The following is a 26952-nucleotide window of genomic DNA, read 5'->3' as shown; positions in this document are numbered from 1 at the left end:
AAAAAGGCAGGGGGAAGCTAAATGAAATATCGTAAACAGAGAAAATACCTAATTGTTTTTATGGTTTTCTTGCTTTTTTTTTCTATCATACCTACACCATATGGACTAGCAGAATCAAATAGCTCATCGCAAAAAAAATTAGAATCATCAGAAGAAAATCCACAAAATATATCTAATATTTCAATTGAAGACATTAGGAGTTCATCAAAAAATTTAAATAAACCAGTGGAAGAAATAGCATTACGAAAAGAAAATGAAAAAGTAATCAATAATCAAGACGGAACATTCACAAAAAGAATATTTGATCAGCCGGTTCATTTTAAAAAGGGGGATAAATGGGAAGAAATATCGTTAGATTTAATTGAAAAGAATGGGAACGAATATAAACCCAAAAATACTGAATTGGATGTCTCTTTTCAAAAGAATATGAAGGATGGACAATATGCCCAGTTTCAGCAAGACAATCACATTTTTTCTGTTAAGTTAATTCAAGCTGATGGTGAACAAGGAGTTATAAAAGTACAACCAATAGTTTCAACGGTTAGCGGAAATAAAATTTGGTATAAGCAAATTTTTCCAAATATAGATTTACGAAATATTATTTTTAATGATTCGGTAAAGGAAGATATTGTTTTACATCAATATACGGGCCATAATCAATTTCAATTTGAAATTAGTACAGAATTAAAACCTCATACTAAGGAAGATGGTTCCATAACCTTTGTAGATGAGCAAGACAAAGAAATATATATTTTGCCAAAACCATTTATGTCAGATTCGAATATTAATCCTGAATCGGGAGAAGCAGCCACTTCGGAAAATGTGAGTTATGATTTAAAAGAGGAGGAAGATGGAAAATATCTGCTAACTTTAATAGCTGATTCGGAATGGCTTAAAAGTCCAGAACGTAAATTTCCAATTTATATCGACCCGACAGTTACAAATGAGCATTACAATAATTTTGTTTATGCTTATGTGTCTAATGCATATCCAAATAATAATTATTCCAATTCAAAACTTTGGGATGCAACCTATGAAGCTTATGTATTGAAGGTAGGATATTACGACAGTACAACTGGTGATAATTACGCCTATTTAAAGAATAGTTTAGTTAATTTACAGGGTGCTGTTATTAAAAAAGCGACCCTATGGTTATACACAATTTGGAGTTATAGCACTACACCAACAAATGTTTGGGTATCCACTTCTAAAACAGATTGGAATCCTTCCACAATCACATGGAATTATAGCCCCTCCGTGGCTAATTTGGGGACTGCGACGGCTGTAAGGAACAGCTGGTTTTCCTATGATGTGACAACGACAGTACAAAATTGGGCAAATAATCCAAGCGGGAATTTTGGATTTTCATTACACACTAGTGGAAATGGGGCGACATATTGGAAGAAATTCATAGCTTATGATAATAAAAATAGATTACCTGAGATAGAAATAACATATACATTTCTGGATAAGCCGGCAAAACCTACCGTTATTCCTTACCCATTAGCAACCAACAGTTCGACAGGTTACTTTGACCTTTCATGGTCAAAAGTTGAGGGTGCTGACTACTATTTGATAGGAATATGGAATGGCAAAAAATATGATTATATTAATGTAGGTAATGTAAACTCATGGTCAACAAAGGGGAAAAAGATTTGGCCCACTGTTGCTCAAATTGAACAGGGAAGATATTGGCTTCATACCGAGAGTTCTCCAAGTGGGACGGACCTTCCAAATGATCCGAATAGCACTTATGTTGCATCACAGGGAGATTGGCAAAGTAGCCATCAATATTGGTTCGTTGTATCTGCATGTAGTAGCATATCAGGATATTGCTCTCCAAATTCAGATTGGTCAGAGCGTTACTTACCTGATACGACTGCGCCTAATCAACCAGGCCAAATCGGAGTGAAAATAACTGACGGAGCCAATAATAGCGGTAGTACCGCAAAAGCAGACCTTTCCTGGAATAGTGTATCGGATCTTCCTACTACGATAGGTACTGGAATCGATTATTATGAAATACAAAAATATACGGAAGGTTCATGGAAGCCCGTAGCAAATGTTCCCCATTTAGGAGCAGCAGGTTATTCCTATTCTGTAACTAATTTGCCCGATAGTTCTTCAAATATCATGTTTCGAATTAAAGCATTTGATAAGAGTAAAAATTACTCAGGATTTTCGACGTCAAGTGAATACGTTACAAAAGACAGAACAAAGCCCAAAACTCCTACAGACTTAAAAATTAACCCTGAAAAATGGACAAACTCTCAAGAGTTTACTTTATCTTGGGAAGGAATTACAGATAATAAACAAATAAACACCATTCAATATAGTATAGACGACGGTGAGTGGATACCACTGGGGACAAATGTTAGTACAGGTTCCAAAACTATTAAAAATGAGGCCCTATCTGATGGAATACATGAAATTAAGGTTCGAGGAATTGATGCTGAAGGGAACTATGGTGATTCCAAATCAGTTAGTCTTAAAAAAGACACTTTAGCTCCTACAATCGTCTTCAATTATCCGGACAATGCTCAAACAATAGGTGGAATTGTTGATATAAATGCGAAGATAAACGTAGACAAAGCACCTGTGTCCTATTGGAAACTTGAGGTTGGAGAAGGAGAATCACCTAGTACCTTTGAAATAAAAAATTCTGGTACTGAACTTGCTTCCGATAATATTCTCTATTCTTGGGATACCACCAAATTAAATGAGCAAACGACCTACACTATAAAAATTGAAGTTCAAGATGAGGCAGGTAATATTAATAGGGTTACTAGAAAAGTAATAAAGAGCAAAAATACAGAAACAATTAATCCCGCAATTAATATTTTGGCTCCAACGAATCAAGAAACAATTACTAAACCTTTATATCCAGTTGAATATCTAATTGATAATGTCAGCCCTAACACAGGTGATTATGAAGCAAACCTTTTTGTCAACTCTAAACTTGTGAATAGTACAGGTAAGGACAAAATAGGTTTAACCCTAGATGCTACACAATATGCTGAAGGCAGTTCAAACAAATTTTATATTAGAGGAAAGGATAGTCTTGGAAATTATAAGTTTAGCACGACTTCCTATCAAACAAAAGGTGTGGTTGATACCTTTGAATATTTAGAAAATATTGAAAAACTTCAAGGTATATCCCATGCAGCACATTCTTTACAATTGAATTCAACTAGCAATGGCTACAGTTTGGAAGGCTCGTTTGAGTCCAAAGTTCAACCATTTGCGGGTGACATTCAGACCATTTATCTTAAACCCGTAGAGCAAAAGCCCGCTGGTACAGATATCAGTTATTTTGCCTCGGCAGATGGAGGGCAGACATGGCAAAGCATTAAGCCTTTTCAAACGGAAGCTTTTCAGCAAGTTGGTAATAGCTTAAAGGTAAAAGCTATCTTAACCACTACATCTGGAAACATTACACCCATTTTGAATTCATGGGATTCAGACATTGTATATGTTAATACTGACGATACCTTTAAAGTAAAATTAATAGACGAACCAAAAAAGTTAACAGCGACACCAAATGTCAATTATATGACACTACTACGTTGGAAGGCTTCTGAAACTTCAGGTGTAACCTATAACATGTATCGCAGTACAACTGAATCATTCACTCCTTCGGAAGATACTTTACTTGCTGAGGGAATTCAGACTTCATATTGGAATGACTACAATTTAAATTATGGACAAAAGTTTTATTATAAAGTAGTGGCGATAAAAGACTTCAACGGAAAGAAACGGCTTAGTTTATCTTCCAACGTGGCATGGTCAAAAGTTGTGGATAAAGACGAGCTTGAGAAACGAATGGGTTTACAGGATTATTGGGGGTACAGCACGCTTAGAACTGGTGGTGGAGACGGCTACATTAACATGAGTAGTGGAAACCTGGTCTATCAATCGACAGATTTCGTTGCGGCTGGTCCAAAATTGGGGATGGTGATGAAACGAAGCTATAACAGTCAATCAACAACAAAGACTCCTTTAGGGTATGGCTGGGATTTCTCGTTTAATACCACTTTGTTGAAAGAATATAATGAGGCCGGTCAAGAAGTGGGTCTTATCTTAAAAGACGGGGATGGCAGCTTACATCGATTTGGCAAAAATAAAACCGGGACATATGATTCTCCAAAAGGTGTTCATATGATCTTAACGAGAAAAGCTGATGGCACCTATGAAATCTTAAGGAAGGATCAAATAAAATACGTTTTTGATATTAATTTGAAACTGACAAATTTCACAGAGCCAAATGGTAATCAATTAACGTTGACTTATGATCCTGACCGTGGAAATTTAAGCAGTGTAAAAAATAATGTTGGGGATGAAATTCGTTTCACCTATTTTTCTGATGAAAATCTTAATGATCATTTAAAGTATGTAATTGACCAAGCAGGCCGTGTATATAATTTTAGATACAATGATAAAGGGCACCTAGAACAAGTGCATCAAATAATAGAAAATAATGCCGAGTATGCTGAGACCTACCAATATGATCCTTCCGACAAACTAAGATTCATCAATGATCCCAAATCGCATAAAACAACATTAGATTACGAGAATGGTAAGCTCTTTAAGGTGACAGATCCTGTTGAGGAATATTATTATTTCAAATATGACCCCAATCAAACAACTGTTACATCAGATAAAGGGAAAACAATCTCCTTTACATTTAACCAAGATGGTAATATCACTTCTAAGACGAATACTCTTGGGCATCAGGTTCATTTTGAGTACAACGACAAGATGTTGGTTGAGCATATGTATTATGACAATGAAATAGACGGAACTATAAAGACACTTCATTATCATTATACCTATGATGCTCGTGGTAATATCCTGACATCTAAGGATCCTTTAGGCAATATTACCGAATTTAAAAATTATAATGATATGAATCAAGTAAAAGATATCATTAAGCCAATTAGTAATGGCGTTTTAGCTACATATCATTATGATTATGATGATTATGGAAACCTTCGTACCTCAATGGACCCAGAAGGCAGAACGGTATCGTATACGCACGATTCATTTGGTAACCAAAAAACAATTACTAATGAATTTAATCAAATAACATCATTCGATTATGATCAAAAAGGACGACTCAAAAAGAAAACGGAGCCTTTAGGAAAAATAACTGAAATTCTTGAATATGACAAGCAAGGAAATCCAACAAAGGTAAAAGATGCGAGAGGATATATCACATCAACAGAATATGATCTTTTAGGACGCCTCTTTAAAACGACATACCCTGATGGTTATACAGAAACCAGAAAGTATGATTTTAACCATAATATGGTTGAATATAAGAATAGGAGAGGTTTTGAAACAAGTTATAAATATGATAATGTAGATAGACTACTAGAAACTATTCATCCAAATAAAGATATCGAAAAAATCTCTTATCAATATGATCCTGAAAATAATGAGAAGATTGTCTATACTGATGCAGAAGGTCGGCAGGCAATTGAATATTATGATGCAGTAGGGCGGCTGAAACAAGTTGAAAAAAATAAAACCATTACATCATATAAATACGACTCAGTAGGTAATATGATAGAGGTAATTGACGGTGAAGGTCGCCAGGTGCAATCTAAATATGATGAACTAAATCGTCAAACGAAAATGATTATCGATCCAAACGGAAAGAATATTGTTTCTCAGAATATTTATGATCTTGATGGTAACATACTTACAAGCATAAATGGGGAAGGATTCTCTACTATTAATCAATATGACAAACTCGGACGGTTGGAAACTGTTACGCAAAATGTGGAAGGGAAAAATGTTGTCACATCGTATCTATACGACCAAGTTGAAGGAGATTATGTAAAAAATATTGTTACGGATGCAGAAGGAAGAGCTAAGGTTACCTATCTTGATGCTCTTGGACGTGTGGCGAAAGAAGTAGCCGAAGGAACACCATCCAATAGAGTAAAGTTCACTGAATCGTTTGAATATGATCTGAATGGTAATATGAAGGTCATGACAAGGAATGACGGAACGAAGGAAGTTCATGATTATAATCCGATAAACTTATTGGAGAAAGTCACTTTCAGTCCTGATCATGAGACAACGTTTGAGTATGACGAAAATGGGAATCGCAAGAAAATGACGGATAAAAAAGGAACGCAGACAATTGTCACATCCTATGCCTTGGACAGTAAGGACCGTATGACTTCTTATGTTCAAGATGGCCATTCCGTTAGTTATCAATATGATGGCAGCGACAATGTGAAGAGAATCTATTATCGTTCCGAAGAAGGGGATTTAGAAAAAGATATTGATTATGTCTATGATTCGTATAATCGGTTACATTCCATTAAAGTTGAAGGAAAAACGGCTCAGGAGTATGTATATACCAATTCGGGCCAAGTCGATTATATAAAAAATTACCGGCAATTTGATACCGGCGGCTTAGGCTATGTGAAAATTGATTATGGCTACAATACTGCCGGATTGACGGAATCCATTCAATACCTCGATAATGGGGATAAGAAATTAGAAGAATACACGATGCAATATGACCGCCGCGGATTCATTACGAATGAAGATTTATATACTAACTATGATACGGCGAAGACAATTAAGAAAAGTTATCAATATGATGAAGCAGGACGTCTGAAGACCAGCAACCAAGATGATAAAACGACTGCTTACACGTATGATGGAGTAGGCAATCGTCTCACGATGACCGAGGGTGCGGACAAATTCGTCTATACTTACAACCCGTTAAATCAATTGAAAACAAAGACCAAAAATGGGCTGCCAGATTCATCCTATGAGTTCGATGATCGTGGAAATCAAACAAAAGAAATAACCAAGAGGAAAATAGACGGTGTCCTAAAAGATGTGACCTCTTCGTTTACGTATGATTTGGCAAATCGTTTGGAAAAGGTTGATCAGACCATTTCTGGTGAGAAGCCGGTTGTGGAACAGAATTTCTATAATGGCGACGGTCAGCGGATCCGACGAGATGTCAATGGACTAATTTCCAAGTATTTTTATGACGGAGAAAATGTCCTCTACACGACCGACATCAACAATAATAAAGCAACGGAGAATGTGTTAAGTCCGAGCGGTACAATTGTAGCTTCGAAGCGGTTCGATGGCGCCTTTGACAATATGTATTTCTTCTATCACTATGATAAAAGGGGCAGTGTCACCAGTATCCTTGATCCCGATGCCAAGCGAGTTATAGGGTATGGTTATGATGAATTTGGCGAAACAGAGGAAGTTGGCAGCAAATCGTTCCTTAATGAGGTGAAATTCACCGGTGCGGTTCATGATACAGCAACCGGCTTGTATTACATGAATGCCAGACATTATAATCCGGATACAGGGCGGTTTATTTCCCAAGATACCTATAAAGGAACAGCAAGCGACCCATGGTCCCAGCATCTATATGCGTATACCTCTAATAACCCGGTAAACTTTATTGATCCAACTGGGCATCTGCCTATTTATGAAGATGAGAATGGATATGTTCGGAAGGCAAGTCCTTATGATATTCCAAAATCCAGTTGGCCGGGTAACAGAGATGTTCCTTATACTAAGAGTAGTTCTAAAAATACTCAATCTTTTGAACACCCAGAATATGATACTGGCGGAGCTTTAAGTGTTCCGTGGCATGAAGATCCTATCTTTAACACGGTTCTAATGTTCTCTGGAATAGGCGAGTTACTTGCTGTAAGGGCAGAATTATTAAGTGCTCAAGGTATTCTTAACCAGTCAATTAGTTTTGCTGGGAAGAATGCTGCTAAGGGTACGGGTAATTTTGTTAAAGTTAATAATAAAACTATAATAAATACTGCAACTTCCCCTAAAAAGGGTGGAGAGACTGTTGTGGGTCATGCTTTACAAAAACATGCAGGAAGAAATCCAGACATTTGGGGGAAAGTTAAAGGCGGCCCTAACCAAATAAATCAAACAGCATTGAAACATCTTGAAGAAATAATAGGTGGACCTGGAGGATTTATAAAAATTAAAAATCCTAGGGGAATTGAGTTTTTGGAGAAAAAACTACCAGATGGGCGTGGGGTTCGATTAAACCTTGATGGAACTTTTAAAGGGTTCATTGACCAGCAATAAAGGTGGGGTGTAAGTGGAAAATTTAGAGATTATATTTACTGATTTTAATAAGAGAGAAATTGATAAATTAATTTACGACGAACTTAAATTATCTACATTAAAACAAAAATCATCACATTTTTATGATAATATTTCAGAAAAAGATTTAGATTTTTCCCAAGTGAAAAACATTGAAGAGATATTATCACCGAAAGGCACAGGAAATATACTGTTAGAAGAATTGCAGTTAGGTATTTTATTGAAAAATGTAGTAATAGTTTTCTCGTTTGATGAACAATATGGTGATATTGTATTTAACTTTCCTGAAAAAGAAATATTAAAGGATGGGAGGAACGATAATAAGTTAAGGTTGAAAAAGTTAGTACATTTTCTAGTTAATTTGAAAAAAAATTATGATATTCCAAAGATTATAATTGGTTACGAACCTGCAACTGATGAGGATACTATGTTAATAGAAATTAATAATAATGTAACTAATTATGACAAAGAAATTGAAAAAATAATTTCTTAATTTATGAAGGGATGTCCAAAAAGTCAGGTAACTGACCAGAAGAAGGAGTACTAGTAAGAATTGAAAATATGAAATACAAATTTTTTAACAATGTATTTTTTGAAGGCTCCAAGTATCGCTCAGCCAAAGGAGCTATTGGTGTAGAGAGCACCATTTATTTCAAAGAAGGAAAATGGCAAATTAAAGAGTCTAAAGAGACTTGGATTAGTTAATCCTGTTGTATCTTTTATTCAAAAGAAAGAGGATAAAAAACTTACTCTTATTCCAGAAATGGGCGCTATCCTTGAACAAGGTTAAGCGCTCATTTTTCACATTAGGGCCTATTTATAGATTAACAAATAGGAATTCCCCAACAAGTAGCGAATTAATACCATTGTCTCACATTTTTAAATGGAGGATTTATTAATGAAACTATTTCATTTTAGTGAAGATCCAAATATAACTTACTTTGAACCACATGTTCCCAAATCCAATTCCAAGTATCAGCCATTTGTCAGGGCAATTGATGAAGAGCACGCGCCACATTATTTATTTCCCTCATGAATGCCCACGTGTGGCTTTCTAGTCATCTCTGGAAACTACATGTGATGACTTTAACCGTTTCTTTAGCCAAACTCCTGTCAATCGAATTATCGCAATAGAAACATCTTGGCCTAAACGCATTCGTGAGACAAAACTTTATGCTTACAAGTTACAATTTGAAACTTTTGAGTGCCACGATGCAAATGCTGGTTATTATGTTTCACGAAAAGCAGTACCCCCCCTTTTTGTTGAACCCGTAGGAGATTTATTAGATAGACTTGTGGAGACAAACATAGAATTACGTATTACACCATCCCTTTGGAAGCTTCATAATGAAATCATAAGTTCATCAGTAAGCTTTTCTATCAATCGAATGAGGAATGCATCCTCTGATATTAATTGATATTTAGATCCTTATAGATGGGAGAGTAAACGAAATGAAGATAATCAAAAAAATTCACTGGGATTTTTGGGTATATAGGAGGGGGAGGATTTTGTGAGGAAAACCAAAACTCTTCCTTGGACTAAAGAATGGGAAAAATTGTACAGTCAAGAAGAGAAAAAATTAAAGGAAGTTTTTAAAGATCAATTGCTTGATATTTTTCATATGGGGAGTACATCTATACCAACAATAGGTTATGCAAAGCCAATAATCGATATTTTGATTGTTGTTAAAGATATAGAAATTGTTGATGTATTCAATAGGAAAATGCGCGAATTGGGGTATGAAGCGAAAGGGGAAAATGGGATTACAGGAAGAAGGTACTTTCCGAAAGGAAATGAAAATAGAACCCACCACATACATATCTTTCAAGTAGGTAATGAGAATATTAAAACGCACTTGGATTTTAAAGAATACTTAATTGAACATCCAGATAATGCTCAAAAGTATGGAGAGTTAAAATTAAAATTATTAAAGCAATTCCCCGATAATCATTATAAGTATCAAGCAGCAAAACAAGCTTATGTCAATGAATTAGTGAAAGAAGTTAAAAAATGGGCCTTAAAAAAATAATTTTTGAAGTATTGTGTGACATTGTTTTAAGAACGCTGAAATTACAATAATGATCTTCTGTAATCTGGCGCAATTCCGTCAACGAAACGGAATATAAGAAAGCCCTATAACTGTAAGTCGATTGGCTGTAAGGGCAGAATTATTAAGTGCCTAAGGTATTCTTAACCAGTCAATTAGTTTTGCAGGGAAGAATGCTTTAAAAAATAAGGGATTTTCTGAGGCTAGTAAGAATGTTGGGGATAGTGCAATCCAGAATTAATATTGCAAACGGGCCAACAAGATTTAGTCCATCAAATAATGCAGGATTAAATCATGTAATTGAAAGACATTTCAATCCAGGAAAAAATTCAGGTTAGTTTACAGTAAGTGTTGATGAATTTAAGGTTATATTAGGTAGATCAAATATTATAAAATCACCCGTTTCTGTATTAGAAACTTCCGGACAATATTCACGTATTGTTAATACTGGAAGTGAGATAGGAACAATTAAGCCAAGTTTGGGAGGTAGTTCCAGATCTTGGATGCAGATTATAACCGATAAAGCAGGAAATCTAATTACTGCATACCCGATACCCAAACCATAAATTGAAAAGACAAATAAAGAATAGGTGAGTAAATATGTTTAAATCAGACAACCCGGATATACTGTTATGGAATGAATGTTTAAATATATTCAGTAAAGTTAATAATAGTTCACTTGAAGATTTTCTAGATAAACTTATTTCAATTGTAAAAAAGTTTGATAAGGAATTTAGAAAAATTGCTGATAAAAACTTATTAACATTTATTAAGGATATTGACTCATCCATGTTTGTAGTAGGCAGTTCTGGAGATGATTTTGAATGTATTGTAAAAAAATATCTTCGGAGAAATAATGTAAATAAGAAGGAAGTATGGCAAATTGTCTCTATTCTTATTTGGGAATTAACAACTATGACTACAAAAGAAGTTTGTCCTCAATGTAAAAGTGACCACTTAAGAATATCAACAAACACCGATAGGAAAAAAATTTATAAATCATGTGAAACCTGTTTTTGGATAGAAGCGAACGGAAAGGGTACTCAGAGGCATAAAGGGCTTATTCCGGCTGATAGAGAACTCCTTTGTAGTGAAGGATTATTGGGGAATCAAGAGGAATACTAAAGTTTAATACCCACATTAATAGGCTAATGTTAAAAAGCATTAGCTTTTTTCTGTTAAGTCTCTTTATTCGTTTAGAAAGCTAGAACTGCAGAAAGCTGGTGAGAAGCCGGTTGTGGAACAGAATTTCTATAATGGCGACGGTCAGCGGATCCGACGAGATGTCAATGGACTAATTTCCAAGTATTTTTATGACGGAGAAAATGTCCTCTACACGACCGACATCAACAATAATAAAGCAACGGAGAATGTGTTAAGTCCGAGCGGTACAATTGTAGCTTCGAAGCGGTTCGATGGCGCCTTTGACAATATGTATTTCTTCTATCACTATGATAAAAGGGGCAGTGTCACCAGTATCCTTGATCTCGACGCTAAGCGAGTTAAAGGGTATGGTTATGATGAATTTGGCGAAACAGAGGAAGTTGGCAGCAAATCGTTCCTTAATGAGGTGAAATTCACCGGTGCGGTTCATGATACAGCGACAGGCTTGTATTACATGAATGCCAGACACTATAATCCGGACACAGGCCGGTTTATTTCCCAAGACACCTATAAAGGAACAGCAAGCGACCCATGGTCCCAGCATATACAACCAATAACCCGGTAAATGTTTTTTTCATCCATCTCATATCGAATGATAAAATTTTGAGCATTTTACTAGAAAACATGGTAATGTCGTCCCGGCAGTGAAGATGTGAAATGTTTCCCATTATGGTATAATAATGGTGAGATAAGTTGAAAGGAATGATATGATGGCCATTCCGAACGAAAAAAGGAAATATTCATATGCTGATTATCTAACATGGAGCGAGGGCAAAAGGCATGAGTTAATTGATGGGGAAATCTTCGATATGTCGCCTGCCCCTTCACGCGGACATCAACGGGTGCTAAGAGAGTTATCTACGGCCTTTTCTATTTTCTTGCGCGATAAGAAATGTGAAGTGTTTTTTGCGCCGTTCGATGTACGACTATTAACGGAAAACAAACATGACAATGAAATAAATAATGTTGTTCAACCCGATTTGTCGATTGTATGTGATCAAGAAAAGCTTGATGACAGGGGTTGTAATGGTGCACCGGACATGATTATCGAAGTCCTTTCACCCTCATCTGTAAAGTTAGATCGCTGGAAGAAATTTCACCTTTACGAAAAAGCCGGGGTAAAAGAGTACTGGCTTGTTGATCCGGTTAACGAATCCGTAGAAATACATCTTTTAATCGGTGATTACTATAAATTTCAAGGAGTCTTTACAAAAGATGATTCCATTTCTGTTCATGTATTAACTGGATTAGAATTAGACCTAAATCAAATATTTTTATAGAAAGAGCAGCCTTATTTATTTTCTAGGGCTGTTTTTTGTTGTCCAGCTCTAGTCCATATGCCGCTGACCAATGCGCTTCCGATTTTCTTATTTGTAACTCCCCTGTAACTGTATTTTCTTATCCTTACATCAAGGCTTTGCCAGTTTTACAGTAAACATTTTAAGGGGGAAAACGTGTGAAGGGGTACCGTGGAAGATGGGCATTGATAGGATTACTAATGTTTATGATGATACTAGCCAGTGCGTGCAGCGCTGACAAGTCTTCATCAGAGCCGAAGGACGATGGCGGAAAGAAAACGGAAAAGAAAGAACCGATTAAAATTGGGGTGCTTGCTTCTAAAACAGGTGCACTCGAATCGTACGGAAAGCAAACATTACGAGGCTTTGAGCTTGGACTTGATTATGCAACCGAAGGAAAAATGGAGGTTGCCGGCAGAAAAATTGAATTCATCGTCGAAGATACCGAAACAAAGCCGGAAGTGGCTGTGCAAAAAGCGACGAAACTATTAGAAGAAGATAAGGTTGATTTTCTAGTCGGATCGTCCAGCTCAGCAGATACACTGGCTGTTTTACCGCTGGCAGAGGAATATCAAAAAATCATGGTCGTTGAACCTGCTGCCGCTGATAGTATTACAGGTTCGGAGTTTAATAAGTATATGTTCCATTCAGCCCGTAACTCCTCCCAAGATGCGGTTGCCGGTGCGGCGGCCATTGCCAAAAAGGGCGTAAAAATCGCAACACTTGCGCCGGATTATTCCTTTGGCCGTGATGGTGTAGCTGCCTTTAAAGAAGCAGCGAAAAAATTGGGTGCTGAGATTGTCAAGGAAGAATATGCGGATCCTGCTGCAACAGACTTTACATCGAATATTCAAAAAATCATCGATGCGAAGCCTGATTACCTGTTTGTCGTTTGGGCCGGGGCAAACTCTCCGTGGAAGCAAATTGCTGACATGAAGGTTCAAGAAAAAGGAATCAAAATCTCAACAGGTGCTCCGGATATTGCGGCATTATCGACAATGGAGCCGCTGATCGGGATGGAAGGCTTCACCGTTTATTATCATGACCTGCCGAAAAATAAAATTAATGACTGGCTGGTTGAGGAGCATAAAAAACGTTTTAACGGAGATGTTCCCGATTTGTTTACACCAGGCGGGATGAGTGCTGCGATTTCGATTGTAGAAGCATTGAAGAAAACAGATGGTGATGCGGAGGCTGATCAATTAATCAAAACGATGGAAGGCATGAGCTTTGAAACCCCGAAAGGAAAAATGACGTATCGTCCGGAGGATCATCAAGCCCTGCAGACATTGTATGCGATTAAGCTGGAGAAGAAAGACGGTGTCCCATATCCAGTTCCAGTGTTGATCAGGGAACTGACTCCTGAAGAAACTGCACCTCCAATTCGGAATAAATAAAAAAAAGTAAAGTTGTTGGGGGTTTGACCATATTTATACACGGTCACCCTCTTCCTTATTTCTAATTTAAGGAGGGAAGAAATTGTCTTCACTTATTGAAACAAAAGATTTATCGATTATTTTTGGCGGTCATACGGCCGTAGATGCAGTCAGTATTTCTGTACCCGAGAAACATTTTAAATCGATTATCGGACCAAACGGTGCCGGAAAAACAACCTTCTTTAATCTCCTAAGCGGCCAATTAATGCCAACGCAAGGAACAATCTACTATCGTGGTAAAGATATTACAAAACTTTCGCCGACCTACCGTACAAGAGAAGGGATCGGCCGTTCCTTTCAAATTACCAATGTATTTCCTAACTTAACTGTAATGGAAAATGTAAGATTGGCGGTTCAGTCACAAGCGGGAATTCGCTACCAGATACTGTTTCATTATAAGAAATACCGTGTATTTGAAGAGAAGGCATTAGAGTGGCTCATGCTTGTCCTATTAGATGATAAGAAGGATTCTCTGGCAAGCAATCTCGCCCATGGCGAGAAACGGAAACTTGAAATTGCGATGCTGCTCGCGCTTGAGACTGAAGTGCTTTTATTAGATGAACCAACAGCAGGCATGTCGTTAGAAGAAGTTCCGGCTATTTTAGAAGTAATTAAAAGAATTAAAGAAAAAGGGGACCGGACGATTATCCTCATCGAGCACAAGATGGATATGATCCTCGATTTATCGGATTCGGTGATGGTTCTGTTTAATGGAAGGCTGTTGGCCGATGGGACCCCGGAAGAGATTATGAAAAATGAAACCGTACAGTCTGCCTATTTGGGAGGACGATTTGATGAATGACCTGTTGAAGCTTGATCATGTAGAAACCCATATTGGTCAATACCATATACTCCAAGGTATATCTTTTGAGGTGAAAAGAGGCGAGGTAACTGTCCTGCTTGGTAGAAACGGTGCTGGAAAAACAACGACTTTGCGAACGATCATGGGGCTGAATCCGGCCACAAAAGGGAGCGTTACGTTTAAAGGAGAATCGATTCAGTCCCTGCCAACCTACACCATTGCTAAAAAAGGCATCGGCTATGTTCCTGAGGATCAGGGGATTTTTGCCGGATTAACGGTGGAGGAAAATATAAAGGTCGCGATGCAAACAGAAACCGAAGACACGGAAAAACGGCTGGATTGGATATTACATCTGTTCCCCGATTTAAAAAAATTTTGGAAAAAACCGGGCGGTCTGTTGAGTGGCGGACAAAAACAGATGCTTTCCATCGCAAGGGCTTATGTAAACGAAAACGAACTGCTGTTAATCGATGAGCCGAGTAAAGGCTTGGCACCGATTGTCGTCGAGAAGGTGATGGAATCAATTTTACAAATGAAAGATCAAACCACCATTGTGTTAGTGGAACAAAATTTCATGATGGCGAGCACAATTGGTGACTGTTTTTACATCATTGACGATGGTCGAACCGTGAGTCACGGCTCAATGAAACAATTAAAAGAAGATGAGGAAATGAAACGGAAATATTTAGGGATTGCGTAGGGAAGGAGGACCTTTTAGTGGATCTAATCATCAATTTAACGTTAAATGGCCTGGCAACAGGGATGCTGATCTTTTTATTAGCCGCCGGCTTGACACTGATTTTCGGATTGATGGATGTGCTGAATTTTGCCCATGGGGGGCTGTTTGCATGGGGAGCGTACAGCGGTCTTTGGATATATGCTCAGACGAATAGCTTTATCATCGGGATCATTGGCGCCATCTTAACGGGATTTGTGCTCGGGATCATTACGGAAAGGTGGATCATTAAACCTGTTTATGGCAACCATGTGCAGCAGATATTAATCACACTCGGTCTGATGCTGGTTTTATCCGAAATGCTGAAAGTCATTTGGGGACCGAATCAGCTTACGGCCTCGCCTCCGGATTATTTGAAGGGCAGCTGGGAGCTTGGCGGCATCATTATCATCAAGTACCGTATCTTTATCATTTTAGTTGGGTTCCTCATTTTCGCAGGAGTGCAATTTATTCTTAAAAAAACAAAAATCGGCCTCGTTGTCCGGGCAGGTGTCATGAATAAAGAAATGGTGCAGGCACTGGGTATCAATATTCAGAAGGTTTTTATGTTTGTCTTTATGATTGGTGCAGGGATGGCAGCGTTGGGCGGCGTACTGCTCGGTCCGTATTCAGGTGTCATTCATGCGGGGATGGGAATGGAATTCGCAATTCTCGCCTTTATTGTCGTGGTTATCGGGGGAATGGGAAATTTCAAAGGTTCAGTGATGGCCGCTATATTGGTAGGGCTTTCCGGATCCTTTATGGCCTACTATGTCCCAGACCTGTCACTGGCTGTGAATATGCTTCTCATGGCGATTGTATTAATTATTCGGCCGCAAGGTCTATTTGGAGCGAAGGGGTGAGAACATGCGATTCATTCAAAATAATAGAATGACAGCTGTCATTTTAGTTGTGGCCGCCTTTCTGCTCCTTTTGCCGTTTGTCTATGAATCCAGAAATCTATTGATTTTATTAACACAGGTATTTGTGTTTTCCATTTTTGCTATGAGTTATGATCTGTTGCTGGGGTTTACTGGAATCGTTTCCTTTGGACATGCAATGTTTTTTGGAATTGGCGCTTATTCGATTGGGATTTTTATGAAGCGATTTGAACCTACGCTCGGTTTTTTCTTTTTGGCCGTACTGATGACAATTGCCCTCACTGCCATTGTCAGCTTTCTTGTCGGATTGCTGACGCTTCGTTTAAAAAGCCATTTTTATGCGATGTTAACCTTATCGTTGGCAGGACTTTTTCTTGTCTTAGCAGAAAAGTGGCGGTCGATGACCTATGGAAATGACGGTTTCACTTTTCGAGTACCGGAACAGTTTATTGACCGGACTAATTTTTACCTGCTCTGCCTGATTCTGATGGTGGCAGTATTTTTAATTCTGAAGCGGTTTACCAATTCCCCTCTTGGCAGAGTCCTTCAAGCCGTCCGGGAAAATGAGCAGCGAACGGAATCATTAGGCTATCATGTGCTGCATTACAAAATTGCCGCAAGTGTGATGTCCGGTGTATTAGCAGGGATTGCGGGAATCTTGTATGCCATTTCACTTCGATTTGTGAACACGAGTGTGTTCGCAATGGATATCACGTTAGATGCTTTATTAATGACGATCATTGGCGGCGTAGGTACATTAGTCGGAGCAATCATCGGCGCCGGTTTAATCGAATTTGCCCATCATTGGTTGACGGAACTTGCAAAGGAGCATGTGATTTTCGAACGCTGGATCATCTTCTTCGGAATTATTTATATTTTGGTCGTGATGTTTTTTCCAAAAGGAATTGTCGGGACGTTACGTACATTTTCGTGGAAACGGAAAAAGCAGCATGCGGTGAAAAAAGAAGAGAAAGTGGCGGGATAGAAGGTGGTATATATGGATCATCATCAAATTGCGTCTTTCGTCGTTCGGTTTCAATTGGCAGCGGTAGAGAAGGAAACAGGCAGGAAACAATGGCGTATAAAGGTAACCCATGTCCAGGAGGAGCGGGAAACCTTATTTGAGTCGATTGCAGAAGCAATGGAATATATGCAGGAAATGGCAGAAGAAGCATAGGTGGGCAGGTGATGGGTATGCAAATTGGAATGTTGAGCACAGGAATTTATCTTCCGGAGGAATGTCTAACCGGAAAAGAGATTGCAGAACGGGCAGGTATCCCCGTTCGTGTTGTCGAAGAGAAAATGGGAATCAAGAAAAAGCATGTACCTGGGTCAAATGACCATACATGTGAAATGGGAATTATCGCTGCTAAAAAAGCGATTGCCAAGGCTAGAATTGATCCCTTGGAAATTGACCTTGTGATTTATATTGGAGAGGAACACAAGGAATATCCGCTTTGGACGGCAGGGATTAAGCTGCAGGAAGAAGTAGGGGCATTGAATGCTTGGGCCTTTGACCTGGCATTAAGATGCGGGACGACGGTGATGGCGTTAAAAGTGGCGAAAAGTATGATGATTGCCGATCCTTCTATCCGAACGGTCCTGCTTGCAGGAGGATATCGTAACGTTGATTTCATTGATTATGAGAATCCAAGAACCCGTTTCATGTTTAATCTTGCAGCCGGCGGCGGGGCGATTCTTTTACGAAAAGGGCATAACGAAAACCTCTTATTAGAAACAGAACTTATCACTGATGGATCTTTTTCTGAAGATGTGGTGGTGGTTGCCGGCGGTACGAAGAACCCGATAACCAAAAAGGCGATTGACCAGCGTCTAAATAAGCTGGATGTCCTTGACCCCGAGGGAATGAAACAGCGTTTAGAACAAAAGTCGATGGATAACTTTTTAAAGGTTATTCGTGAATCATTACGTAAAAGTGGCTATAGTGTGGCGGATCTTTCCTACTTGGCGATTCTGCACATGAAAAAATCAGCCCATGAATATGTATTAAAGGAATTAGGCTTGTCAGATGAGCAATCTATTTACCTCGAAGATTATGGACATATTGGACAAATCGATCAGATTTTGTCCTTAGAGCTTGCCATGAACGAAGGGAAAATCAAGGATGGCGATATTGTCGTATTAGTCAGCGCCGGTATTGGTTATGCATGGGGAGCGACCGCAATGAAATGGGGGAAGGGTGATGGGAATGGTTAATGTTGTGATGAAGGAAGTGCTTTTGCCGAATGGCGAAACTATTGTATACAGGGAGAGAGAGGGCGGCACGGTTAATGTACTATTAATCCACGGAAATATGACATCCTCGAAGCATTGGGATTTGGTACTCGATAACATGGATGAGAAATATAAGCTTTATGCGATGGATTTACGCGGCTTTGGCGGTTCGAGCTATAACAATCTAATTATGTCGATTAAAGACTTTTCTGATGATGTGAAGCTGTTTGTTGATGAAATTGGTTTGAAGGATTTTGCTTTGGCAGGCTGGTCAACGGGCGGTGCGGTAGCAATGCAATTTGCTGCAGATTACCCGGGATATTGCAATAAGCTGATTTTACTGGCATCGGAATCGACTCGCGGTTACCCATTCGATGGAAAAATAAATGAAAACGATGTGCCGCGGCGCTTTTCCTCGCATGAAGAAATTAAGCAGGATTTGATTCGAACGATCCCTGTGCAAACCGCCTACGATACCAATGACACGGCATTATTAAAATTAATCTGGAATGCGGTGATTTACACCCATCATCAACCCGCACCGGACCTTTATGATGAATATGTTCAAGACATGAGGACGCAAAGGAATTTAGCAGAGGTGCATCATGCCAATAATACGTTTAATATTAGCCGTCATCATAACGGGCTCGTTGAAGGCAACGGAAAAGTCGATTTAATTGATGTCCCTGTTCTTGTGCTGCAAGGGGATCGGGATATGGTGATTTTAAAAGAGATGACGAAAGAACTGGTTGAGGACCTAGGAGAAAAAGCGATTTATATCGAATTAAAAGATTGCGGGCATTCACCATTAGTAGATGATCTGCCGCAATTATTGAAAGCGATGACACAATTTTTGGAGGCGTAAGTGGATGAGGTTACAGGACAAAGTAGCGATTATAACCGGTGCAGCGGGCGGAATCGGATTAACGGCTGCTGAAGTATTTGCCCGAGAAGGCGCGAAGGTGGCAATGGCCGATTTTAATGTGGAACAAGGGGAAGAACGTGCGCGGGAACTGCAGCAGAATGGCTATGAAGTATCCTTTTTTCAAGTGAATGTTGCTGACCGTCAAAGTGTCGACGAAATGGTTGAGAAGGTTCTTGGTGTATATGGGAAAATTGATATTTTGATTAATAATGCCGGTATCACAAGGGATGCAATGCTGTCAAAGCTATCGGTAAAGGATTTTCAACAGGTGCTTGATGTCAACTTGACGGGTGTGTTTCACTGCACGCAGGCAGTTTTGCCGGCGATGATTGCCAATGGACGCGGAAGAATTATTAATACATCTTCTGTCTCTGGCGTCTATGGAAATGTCGGGCAAACAAATTATGCGGCCACTAAAGCTGGTGTAGTCGGGATGACGAAAACATGGGCGAAGGAACTGGGACGGAAAGGGATTAATGTCAACGCCGTCGCCCCTGGATTCATCGAAACAGGGATGACCGCAAAGGTACCGGAAAAAGTGATGGCCCAAATGATGCAGATGGTGCCGCTTGCACGATTAGGAAAACCGGAAGATATAGCAAATGCATATTTGTTCCTTGCTTCTGATGAATCGAACTATGTAAATGGAACTGTACTGCATGTGGATGGCGGAATTATGATGTAATTTATTAAGCGACCTTTTTGGGGTCGTTTTTTTGCTGATTCATATATCTTTTTAGTGAACTTTGTAGAAAGCTCATAAAAGCAATCCTTTGTAACTTCCCCGTAACTAAATATGAGTAAGATAGTTCCATCTAGTAGCGAAGGAGCGATTGGTCGGTGAGCTGGGAACTGGATTGGCTGGGAAATCGGGCACGATTATCGCCGGATAAGGATGCCATTGTAGATGAAAAAACAAATACGGCTTGGACGTTTGAAGAATTAAATAGACGGGCAAAATCTGCCGCTAACTGGCTTCGTGCCCGCGGCGTGAAAAAAGGGGATCGGATTGCCCTGCTTTCGCCAAATGATATTTGCTATTTTGATTTGCTATTTGCCTGTGGGAAAATAGGGGCGATTTTCGTCCCGATTAATTGGCGCTTATCAACGCATGAAATAAGCGAAATATTGGAGGATTGTACACCGGTATTAATAGGAATTCACCAGATGTTCGAAGGCATGTGTCCACATTTAAATAACGTAAGCACTTTCCTTACAGGGGATGCCAGTTACGAAGAACTAGTCACTTTTTCAATTAGGAATTTACCTGAAGAGGAAATCTTAGAAACTGACCCGCTGGCAATCATCTATACCGGTGGGACGACTGGAACACCAAAGGGCGTTGTGTTAAGCCATCAATCGATTCTTTGGAATGCGATGAATACAATTATGAGCTGGAATTTAACAGAGGATGATGTGACGATAAACTATTTGCCGATGTTTCATACCGGCGGGCTCAATGCCTTGTGCGTCCCAATCCTGATGATTGGCGGCACAGTTGTCATGGGCGATTCATTTGTAGGTGAAAAAGCGGTAGGGACCCTTAATCAGTATCGCTGCACAACAATTCTTCTCGTTCCAACGATGTATCATATGCTAATTCAAACAGCGGAATTTCAACATAACAAGTTCCCTTATATGAAAATCTTTTTATCAGGGGCAGCACCATGCCCGTTGTCTATTTACGAGGCCTTTCAAAAAAAGGGGTTAGCTTTTAAAGAGGGGTATGGTCTCACCGAGGCAGGGCCGAATAACTTTTTTATAAGCCCCGAAGATGCACGGCTAAATCCCGGTTCTGTCGGCAAGCCAATGCTGTTTAATTCGATCAAACTAGAAAAAGCGGATGGTTCAGAGACAAAACCAAACGAAGTAGGAGAACTATTAATCAAAGGGAAACACGGCTTTTCGTTTTATTGGAACCGCGACCGGGAAACAAGGAAGACGATAAAAGATGGCTGGATCCATACCGGTGACTTAGCGAAAAGAGATGAACAGGGCTTCTATTACATTGTCGGCAGGAAAAAAGATATGATTATTAGCGGCGGAGAGAATGTCTATCCTCTTGAGATAGAGCAGAGGCTTGCTGGACATCCTGCGATTGATGAAGTGGCAGTCCTTGGTTTGCCTGATGAAAAATGGGGTGAGGTTGTTGTGGCATTCATTACATTGAAGCAAACGTACACCTTACAAGAGGAAGAGTTAAAACTATACTGCGAATCCAAACTAGGGCGTTATAAGATACCCAAACAATTCATCCATGTCGAGGAACTGCCAAAAACCCATGTTGGGAAAATAGATAAAAAGAAATTAAAAGAAATGAGTATTCAAAAGTAATAGGGGGAACTGTGATGTTCTCCCTTTTCGGTTTTTTACGGCAAAATTCAAAGCGGTGCCAGGCACTATGCAATCTAAACCAAATCCCCGGCACGCTCAATAAACAATTTCGATACAATTGATTGTGTTTTATTAATGTTATAAACAAGATAGAAATATCGTTCATCGTCAAAGCCATTAATCTCATACATTTTTAATAAATTATTTTTAGAATATTCTCTTGCAGATACTTCTGAAATAATGGAGATGCCAACATCCTGAATCACGAATTGCAATAAACTCTGTCCATCCTCTATATATGAAATGATCTTTAATTGATCCTTGGCAATATGATTTTTTTTCAAAAAACTTTCTAGAAGCGCATTCGTACCAGAATCTGAATTTCGCATGACAAAAGGGTAATGTAAAATATCGCGGATATGGACAGGTTCCGTTATTTCCATTTGATTTGGGGTAACAAGCACCAGTTTTTCTTTTAATAAAGGAATATAGTGCAGTTTATCATCTTCAAATTTCTGACCCAATATCCCAACATCAACAGAACCATTCAACACCTTTTCGGCAACATTTTTTGAAGAAGACTGGTTAATATGAAACATAACCTCTGGATAATGTTCCCTAAATCGTTTGACCATTTTTGGAATCATAAACTGGCTCGGAACAGAACTTGCCGCAATTCGAATCATTCCCTTGAGCTCCGCCATCCCTTGCTTTAAATCGAGCAATGCCTGGTCTTTTAAAAGTAAAAGCTTCAGTGCCCAGCCGTATAATCGTTCTCCATGCGGGGTAAGAATGCTTTCCCTGCCGACTCGATCAAAGAGCTTGACTCCAAGCATTTTCTCCAATCCTTGAATATGGGAACTGACTGTTGATTGACTTAAAAATATATCCTCGGCTGCCTTAGAAAAGCTCTTATGCTCAACGACCTTTGTAAAAACATATAATTGATGCAAATCCATCGGAATCTTCCCCTTGTATATTCATATAATCGATTAGTAGTGATTGGCAAAATAGATAACTTGAATTTCTATTAGCTTACCACTTTTCTATAATGAAGTAGACGTATCTATTTGAATTGTTTGTGACTATGTGCCGAAGGGGGAGGAATGTATGACCTATGAACCAGATTTACTATATGATGCAGGCCCGACCGGCTGCGGAGAATTGATTATGAATCTATTTCTAACAATGAAAAAGATGGAAAGCGGTCAAATCATTGAAGTGATTTCCTATGACCCTGGTGCAAGAGAGGACCTGCCGGCATGGTGCAGAATGCAAACGCATACCCTTCTTGAACGCAGAGACGTTGGCAAGACAAGCCACTATTTTATTGAAAAAGGTTAATAACAGCCTTTTACATATAAAGAAAACTCGCTGATTGGCGAGCCGTTAGGCGAAGACAGAGGCGTAGTTGCACTTATGCATGATAGGAAAGTTATACTTTCTTATCGGCAAAATGAGCATAATGGAGGAATGAAAAATGGCTGGAAAATTTTTAGTAAGTTTAACAAATGCAAAGAATGATCCTGATAAGGCAACAGTTGGATTCGTGGTTGCCAATGCGGCAGTGGCATCTGGACAGGAAACAGTGGTATTTCTGAATGTTGAAGGCGCTTACCTTGCGTCAAAAGGATATGCTGAAGAAATTCATGAAGAAGGCTTTGCCCCATTAAAACAGTTAATGGATCAGTTTACAGAAGCGGGCGGAACCCTTTGGGTGTGCAGTCCATGTTTTAAAAAGCGCGGCTTGGAAGAAGAACAATTAATTGAAGGTGCAACCATTGTGGGCGGAGCGAAATTAGTTGAGTTCCTCAGCCAAGGTGCAGCTTCCATTACGTATTAGAATGTGGTGAACAAGATGTATTCACCACATGCAGTCTGTGACGGCGGAGATTTAGATTGCGGGTCCGGTTTATTGCTGATTATAAAAAAGGCAATGGATCCCTTGGAAAATGGGCAGATTCTTGAAGTCCGAAGCAGAGAAAGAACAGTAGCTGAGGACCTGCCGGCATGGTGCCGAATGGTGGACCATGGATTTCTTGGTTCGGAACCTGGTGACAATACAATCAGATATTTTATTCGAAAAGGTGCCGAACAAACGGAATTAGAGCAGGATTTGGAGGCAGCGAAAGGCTATCAATGGAGTGTTCGGGTTCAGGGAGAAAACGATCTCTCCGCAAAGGTGCACTCCAGAAACCATACCTTTACAGTGGGACAGCCGGCCGATTTCAGTCCGAAGGTGAATGCACCAAGTGCAATCGACTATTTGATTGGATCGCTTGCCTCTTGTTTGACGGTGGGCTACAAAGCACAAGCCTCCAAGCGTAACCTCGAGATTGATCATGTAGAGCTGAGCTTAAAGGGTGGACTGGAAAATGTTCTTTATCATATGGAACTAGAAGATGAGGGCAGCCCTAAACTTGGTCAGTTTACTGGAACCTTTTATGTGTCATCACCTGAATCTGAAACGGTGCTCGAGGAATTATGGAAAAATACGCTTGCACGGTCACCCATTTATCAAACTCTTAAACAAGCAGTTAAGATTGAAATTAGGCTCTCGATTGTATTTTAACAGGGGGTTATTACCGATATGAATGTACCGAAATTTCCGACCACTGTTATTGGCAGCTGGCCAAGGTCGAACGAAGTAAAAAGAGCCATGCGCGATAAACGGGCCGGAAGAATAAGTGAAGAAGAGTTTCAAATTATTGCAGATCAAGCCGTGTTACAATGCTTGAAATGGCAGGAAGAAGCAGGAATAGATATCATCTCTGACGGTGAGCAGCGACGCGATAATTTTATCTCGTTTGTAGCCGAACATCTAAACAATGTCCGGATGCTGACGGTTTCGGAGCTGCTTGAATATGTCGAGGATAAAGCAAGCTTTGAGGAAATCCTTGGAACATTAGACGTACCGGCATTTTCAATGTCAAATCCGGCAGCCACTGGAAAAATCAGCCGGAGGAAGCCGCTTGCACTTGATGACTATTTATTTTTGAATAAGCATACAGACAAAGCCATTAAGGTCATGCTCCCGGGTCCTTACCTGTTAACAAGAGCGATGTGGGTAGAAGGGCTTTCAAAAGATGCTTACCCGACAAAAGAGGATTTGTCTGTTGATATTATTAATGTTTTACGTGAAGAAGTGGAAGAGTTGATTGCCGCCGGAGTTGATTTTATTCAATTCGATGAGCCTGTGTTGACAGAACTTGTTTTCACGCAAAAAAATGCCAACCGGACCTTTATGTGCGGTGCATTGACGGCAAAAGCCGATGCTGCTGAAGAGATTGCCTTTGCACTTGATTTAATGAATCAGGTAACAGAAGGCATGCTTGGAAGAGGGTCAAGGATCGGTGTACATGTGTGCCGCGGTAACTGGAGCACTCAAGAACAGGTTCTGCTTCGCGGACCATATGATCCATTAATTCCCTATCTCGCACATGTAAATGTCGATCAGCTTATTCTTGAATATGCGACTCCTCGTGCCGGGGAGCTTGATGTGATTGCTGAATTTGGCGGGAAAGAGCTGGGATTGGGTATCGTCAATCCTCGAACAGAAACAATCGAAAACGTTGAGGCAATCATTGAACGAGTCCAAGAGGCTAGAAAGTACCTGTCGGATGAAAAAATCTTTTTAAATCCGGATTGCGGCTTTGGTACATTTGCACAACGGCCAATGAACAGCGACGAGATTGCTTTTGAAAAATTAAAGGTGATGTCGGAGGCAGCGATAAAGCTGCGGGAAATGGTTCTAGTAAAGGAGAATAATTAATGGGACAGTTGATGAACTTTAAAGTAGAGGGTAAAGGAACTGGAATGCGCCTTGATGCGGCTGCAGGCAAGCATACGATTGCGATCGATGAACCGGTATCTTTTGGTGGGAAGGACTCGGCGATTGACCCGCTTTCGGCATTTTTATCCTCGTTGATTGCCTGTGAAAATGTCATGGCTCAATTGATAGCGCAGGAAATGAAATTTGACCTTCAAGGAATCTCCTTTAATGTTGAGGGAAGCTTGGATCTAGCAGGACTCATGGGAGATTTATCGGTTAAACCTTACTTTCAGCAAGTCACAGTCAATGCGGTTGTCGAAACATCCGAGTCCCAAGAAAGAATTGATGAATTACAAAAAGCAGTTGACCTCAGATGCCCTGTTTATCGAACAATGAAGGACGCCGGCATTCCGGTCGTAAATCACTGGGTGAAAGCGGCCGTAATAGTTTAAATAAAAAGAAGGAGTGACGGATTATTAATCCCACTCCTTTTTTCTTTTTATACATATTGGGTTATTTTTCCATCGACTAGGCACTGTTCCAATATCCACGGCCATTTTCCGTGCCCGGAATCTGTATTAATATGCCCGGAATCCGGTAAAACAATCGAGGGATAGCCCAAGCTTAGATAGCTTTTCGCATCCTTCATACTGCAATAGGGATCATTGGTTGAATGAATAAATAATGTATCTTCTGCTGCTCTTGAGAGACGGTTCCCTTGTAACGGTACAGGATAAAAAGATTTTGCTTGAGAAAGAACAATGGCTGGAGATGGAGGTGCAACAAGAATGACTTGTACAGCGATTCTTTTCGGATAAATCGCTGTGTAATGAAGCCAAAGCAAGCAGCCAAGACTGTGAGTAATAACAGTAAGCTGATGGCCTGCCGGGAGGGTTTGTATCGCCGCATCTAATTCGGCCAGCCAAACACTCTTATTAGGGCTATCGAAGTGCGAGAAGGTTGGGTAACTAACATGGTAGTTTCTTTCTGTTAGTTCATGTGCAAGCCACGTTTGCCAGTGATTCGGGCCGCTCCCTCCTAATCCATGGATGATGAGAAAACTCTGTTCCTTCATAAAATCCCTCCTATTATTTAATTTAACTATTCCGATTGATTAAGTTGGTATTATTAATTATAAGGTTTTTAAAAAGAAATGACAACCAATGATTGGATTTTTACATATATATTTGCAATTCCTTCGAAAAACCATCAATATAAGTG

General features: G+C 39.5%; 25 protein-coding genes. 23 read left to right on the top strand and 2 right to left on the bottom strand.

Annotated features, from left to right (window positions below; all coding sequences use genetic code 11):
• The first annotated feature begins 21 nt into the window (after window positions 1-21).
• The 18 genes from FAY30_RS19255 to FAY30_RS19180 all read left to right on the top strand — a co-directional run bounded on the left by FAY30_RS19255 (window position 22) and on the right by FAY30_RS19180 (window position 21959).
• Entirely contained in the window at window positions 22-8103 is an 8082-nt protein-coding gene (locus FAY30_RS19255; RefSeq protein WP_149871376.1) for a DNRLRE domain-containing protein, read from the top strand.
• A gap of 13 nt (window positions 8104-8116) precedes the next feature.
• Window positions 8117-8614: a hypothetical protein gene (locus FAY30_RS19250; RefSeq protein WP_149871375.1), complete on the top strand. Its 498-nt coding sequence runs from the start codon at window positions 8117-8119 to the stop codon at window positions 8612-8614.
• Window positions 8615-9019: 405 nt separating this feature from the next.
• Entirely contained in the window at window positions 9020-9157 is a 138-nt protein-coding gene (locus tag FAY30_RS27255; RefSeq protein ID WP_190284690.1) for a DUF6886 family protein, read from the top strand.
• Between the two features lie 28 nt (window positions 9158-9185).
• Window positions 9186-9539, top strand: a complete 354-nt coding sequence (locus FAY30_RS28095) for a DUF6886 family protein (RefSeq protein WP_411675504.1) — start codon at window positions 9186-9188, stop codon at window positions 9537-9539.
• 93 nt (window positions 9540-9632) lie between these two features.
• Entirely contained in the window at window positions 9633-10151 is a 519-nt protein-coding gene (locus FAY30_RS19245) for a GrpB family protein (protein ID WP_149871374.1), read from the top strand.
• Between the two features lie 618 nt (window positions 10152-10769).
• A complete protein-coding gene (locus FAY30_RS19240; RefSeq protein ID WP_149871373.1) occupies window positions 10770-11294 on the top strand; it encodes a hypothetical protein in 525 nt (174 codons plus the stop codon).
• 112 nt (window positions 11295-11406) lie between these two features.
• A complete protein-coding gene (locus FAY30_RS19235) occupies window positions 11407-11898 on the top strand; it encodes an RHS repeat protein (RefSeq protein WP_149871372.1) in 492 nt (163 codons plus the stop codon).
• 145 nt (window positions 11899-12043) lie between these two features.
• Window positions 12044-12613, top strand: coding sequence for a Uma2 family endonuclease (locus tag FAY30_RS19230; protein ID WP_149871371.1), 570 nt, complete (start codon window positions 12044-12046; stop codon window positions 12611-12613).
• Between the two features lie 218 nt (window positions 12614-12831).
• Window positions 12832-14028 carry a substrate-binding domain-containing protein gene (locus FAY30_RS19225; RefSeq protein WP_149872778.1) on the top strand — a complete coding sequence of 399 codons (1197 nt, stop codon included), beginning with the start codon at window positions 12832-12834 and terminating at the stop codon, window positions 14026-14028.
• Between the two features lie 82 nt (window positions 14029-14110).
• Window positions 14111-14869 (top strand): ABC transporter ATP-binding protein, encoded by a 759-nt coding sequence (locus tag FAY30_RS19220; protein WP_149871370.1) that lies wholly within the window; start codon window positions 14111-14113, stop codon window positions 14867-14869.
• Window positions 14862-15569 carry an ABC transporter ATP-binding protein gene (locus FAY30_RS19215; RefSeq protein WP_149871369.1) on the top strand — a complete coding sequence of 236 codons (708 nt, stop codon included), beginning with the start codon at window positions 14862-14864 and terminating at the stop codon, window positions 15567-15569. The genes FAY30_RS19220 and FAY30_RS19215 overlap by 8 nt, the downstream gene beginning before the upstream one ends.
• Window positions 15570-15586: 17 nt before the next feature.
• On the top strand, window positions 15587-16447 hold the full coding sequence (locus tag FAY30_RS19210) for a branched-chain amino acid ABC transporter permease (RefSeq protein ID WP_149871368.1): 861 nt from the start codon (window positions 15587-15589) through the stop codon (window positions 16445-16447).
• A 4-nt stretch (window positions 16448-16451) separates the two neighbouring features.
• The gene (locus tag FAY30_RS19205; protein ID WP_149871367.1) at window positions 16452-17450 is read left to right on the top strand and encodes a branched-chain amino acid ABC transporter permease; all 999 of its coding nucleotides are present in this window, start codon (window positions 16452-16454) and stop codon (window positions 17448-17450) included.
• Between the two features lie 12 nt (window positions 17451-17462).
• A complete protein-coding gene (locus tag FAY30_RS19200; protein ID WP_149871366.1) occupies window positions 17463-17642 on the top strand; it encodes a hypothetical protein in 180 nt (59 codons plus the stop codon).
• A gap of 17 nt (window positions 17643-17659) precedes the next feature.
• On the top strand, window positions 17660-18682 hold the full coding sequence (locus FAY30_RS19195; protein ID WP_149872777.1) for a 3-oxoacyl-ACP synthase: 1023 nt from the start codon (window positions 17660-17662) through the stop codon (window positions 18680-18682).
• On the top strand, window positions 18669-19565 hold the full coding sequence (locus FAY30_RS19190) for an intracellular short-chain-length polyhydroxyalkanoate depolymerase (protein ID WP_149871365.1): 897 nt from the start codon (window positions 18669-18671) through the stop codon (window positions 19563-19565). The genes FAY30_RS19195 and FAY30_RS19190 overlap by 14 nt, the downstream gene beginning before the upstream one ends.
• Before the next feature lie 4 nt (window positions 19566-19569).
• Complete coding sequence (fabG, locus tag FAY30_RS19185; protein ID WP_149871364.1) at window positions 19570-20310, top strand: 3-oxoacyl-ACP reductase FabG; 741 nt, start codon at window positions 19570-19572, stop codon at window positions 20308-20310.
• 155 nt (window positions 20311-20465) lie between these two features.
• Complete coding sequence (locus tag FAY30_RS19180) at window positions 20466-21959, top strand: acyl-CoA synthetase (RefSeq protein ID WP_149871363.1); 1494 nt, start codon at window positions 20466-20468, stop codon at window positions 21957-21959.
• Window positions 21960-22033: 74 nt separating this feature from the next.
• Here the strand turns inward: FAY30_RS19180 and FAY30_RS19175 are convergent, their stop codons facing one another.
• On the bottom strand, window positions 22034-22918 hold the full coding sequence (locus tag FAY30_RS19175) for a selenium metabolism-associated LysR family transcriptional regulator (RefSeq protein WP_149871362.1): 885 nt from the start codon (window positions 22916-22918) through the stop codon (window positions 22034-22036).
• 151 nt (window positions 22919-23069) lie between these two features.
• Here FAY30_RS19175 and FAY30_RS19170 point away from each other — a divergent pair, with 151 nt between their 5' ends.
• From FAY30_RS19170 to FAY30_RS19150, 5 genes are all read left to right on the top strand, one after another.
• The gene (locus FAY30_RS19170) at window positions 23070-23303 is read left to right on the top strand and encodes a sulfurtransferase TusA family protein (RefSeq protein ID WP_149871361.1); all 234 of its coding nucleotides are present in this window, start codon (window positions 23070-23072) and stop codon (window positions 23301-23303) included.
• Between the two features lie 136 nt (window positions 23304-23439).
• The gene (locus FAY30_RS19165; RefSeq protein WP_149871360.1) at window positions 23440-23802 is read left to right on the top strand and encodes a DsrE family protein; all 363 of its coding nucleotides are present in this window, start codon (window positions 23440-23442) and stop codon (window positions 23800-23802) included.
• Between the two features lie 15 nt (window positions 23803-23817).
• A complete protein-coding gene (locus FAY30_RS19160) occupies window positions 23818-24531 on the top strand; it encodes a sulfurtransferase TusA family protein (RefSeq protein ID WP_149871359.1) in 714 nt (237 codons plus the stop codon).
• A gap of 18 nt (window positions 24532-24549) precedes the next feature.
• Window positions 24550-25731, top strand: coding sequence for a cobalamin-independent methionine synthase II family protein (locus FAY30_RS19155; protein WP_149871358.1), 1182 nt, complete (start codon window positions 24550-24552; stop codon window positions 25729-25731).
• Window positions 25731-26183, top strand: a complete 453-nt coding sequence (locus tag FAY30_RS19150) for an OsmC family protein (RefSeq protein WP_149871357.1) — start codon at window positions 25731-25733, stop codon at window positions 26181-26183. The genes FAY30_RS19155 and FAY30_RS19150 overlap by 1 nt, the downstream gene beginning before the upstream one ends.
• A gap of 47 nt (window positions 26184-26230) precedes the next feature.
• On the opposite strand, the gene FAY30_RS19145 is transcribed toward FAY30_RS19150, so the two are convergent.
• On the bottom strand, window positions 26231-26806 hold the full coding sequence (locus tag FAY30_RS19145; protein ID WP_149871356.1) for an RBBP9/YdeN family alpha/beta hydrolase: 576 nt from the start codon (window positions 26804-26806) through the stop codon (window positions 26231-26233).
• Between the last annotated feature and the right edge of the window lie 146 nt (window positions 26807-26952).

Origin of the sequence: Bacillus sp. S3 (assembly GCF_005154805.1) — a bacterium.
Lineage (GTDB): Bacteria > Bacillota > Bacilli > Bacillales > Cytobacillaceae > Neobacillus.
The sequence above is the reverse complement of the archived record's forward strand: the minus strand, read 5'-3'. Positions and strand labels throughout refer to the sequence as shown.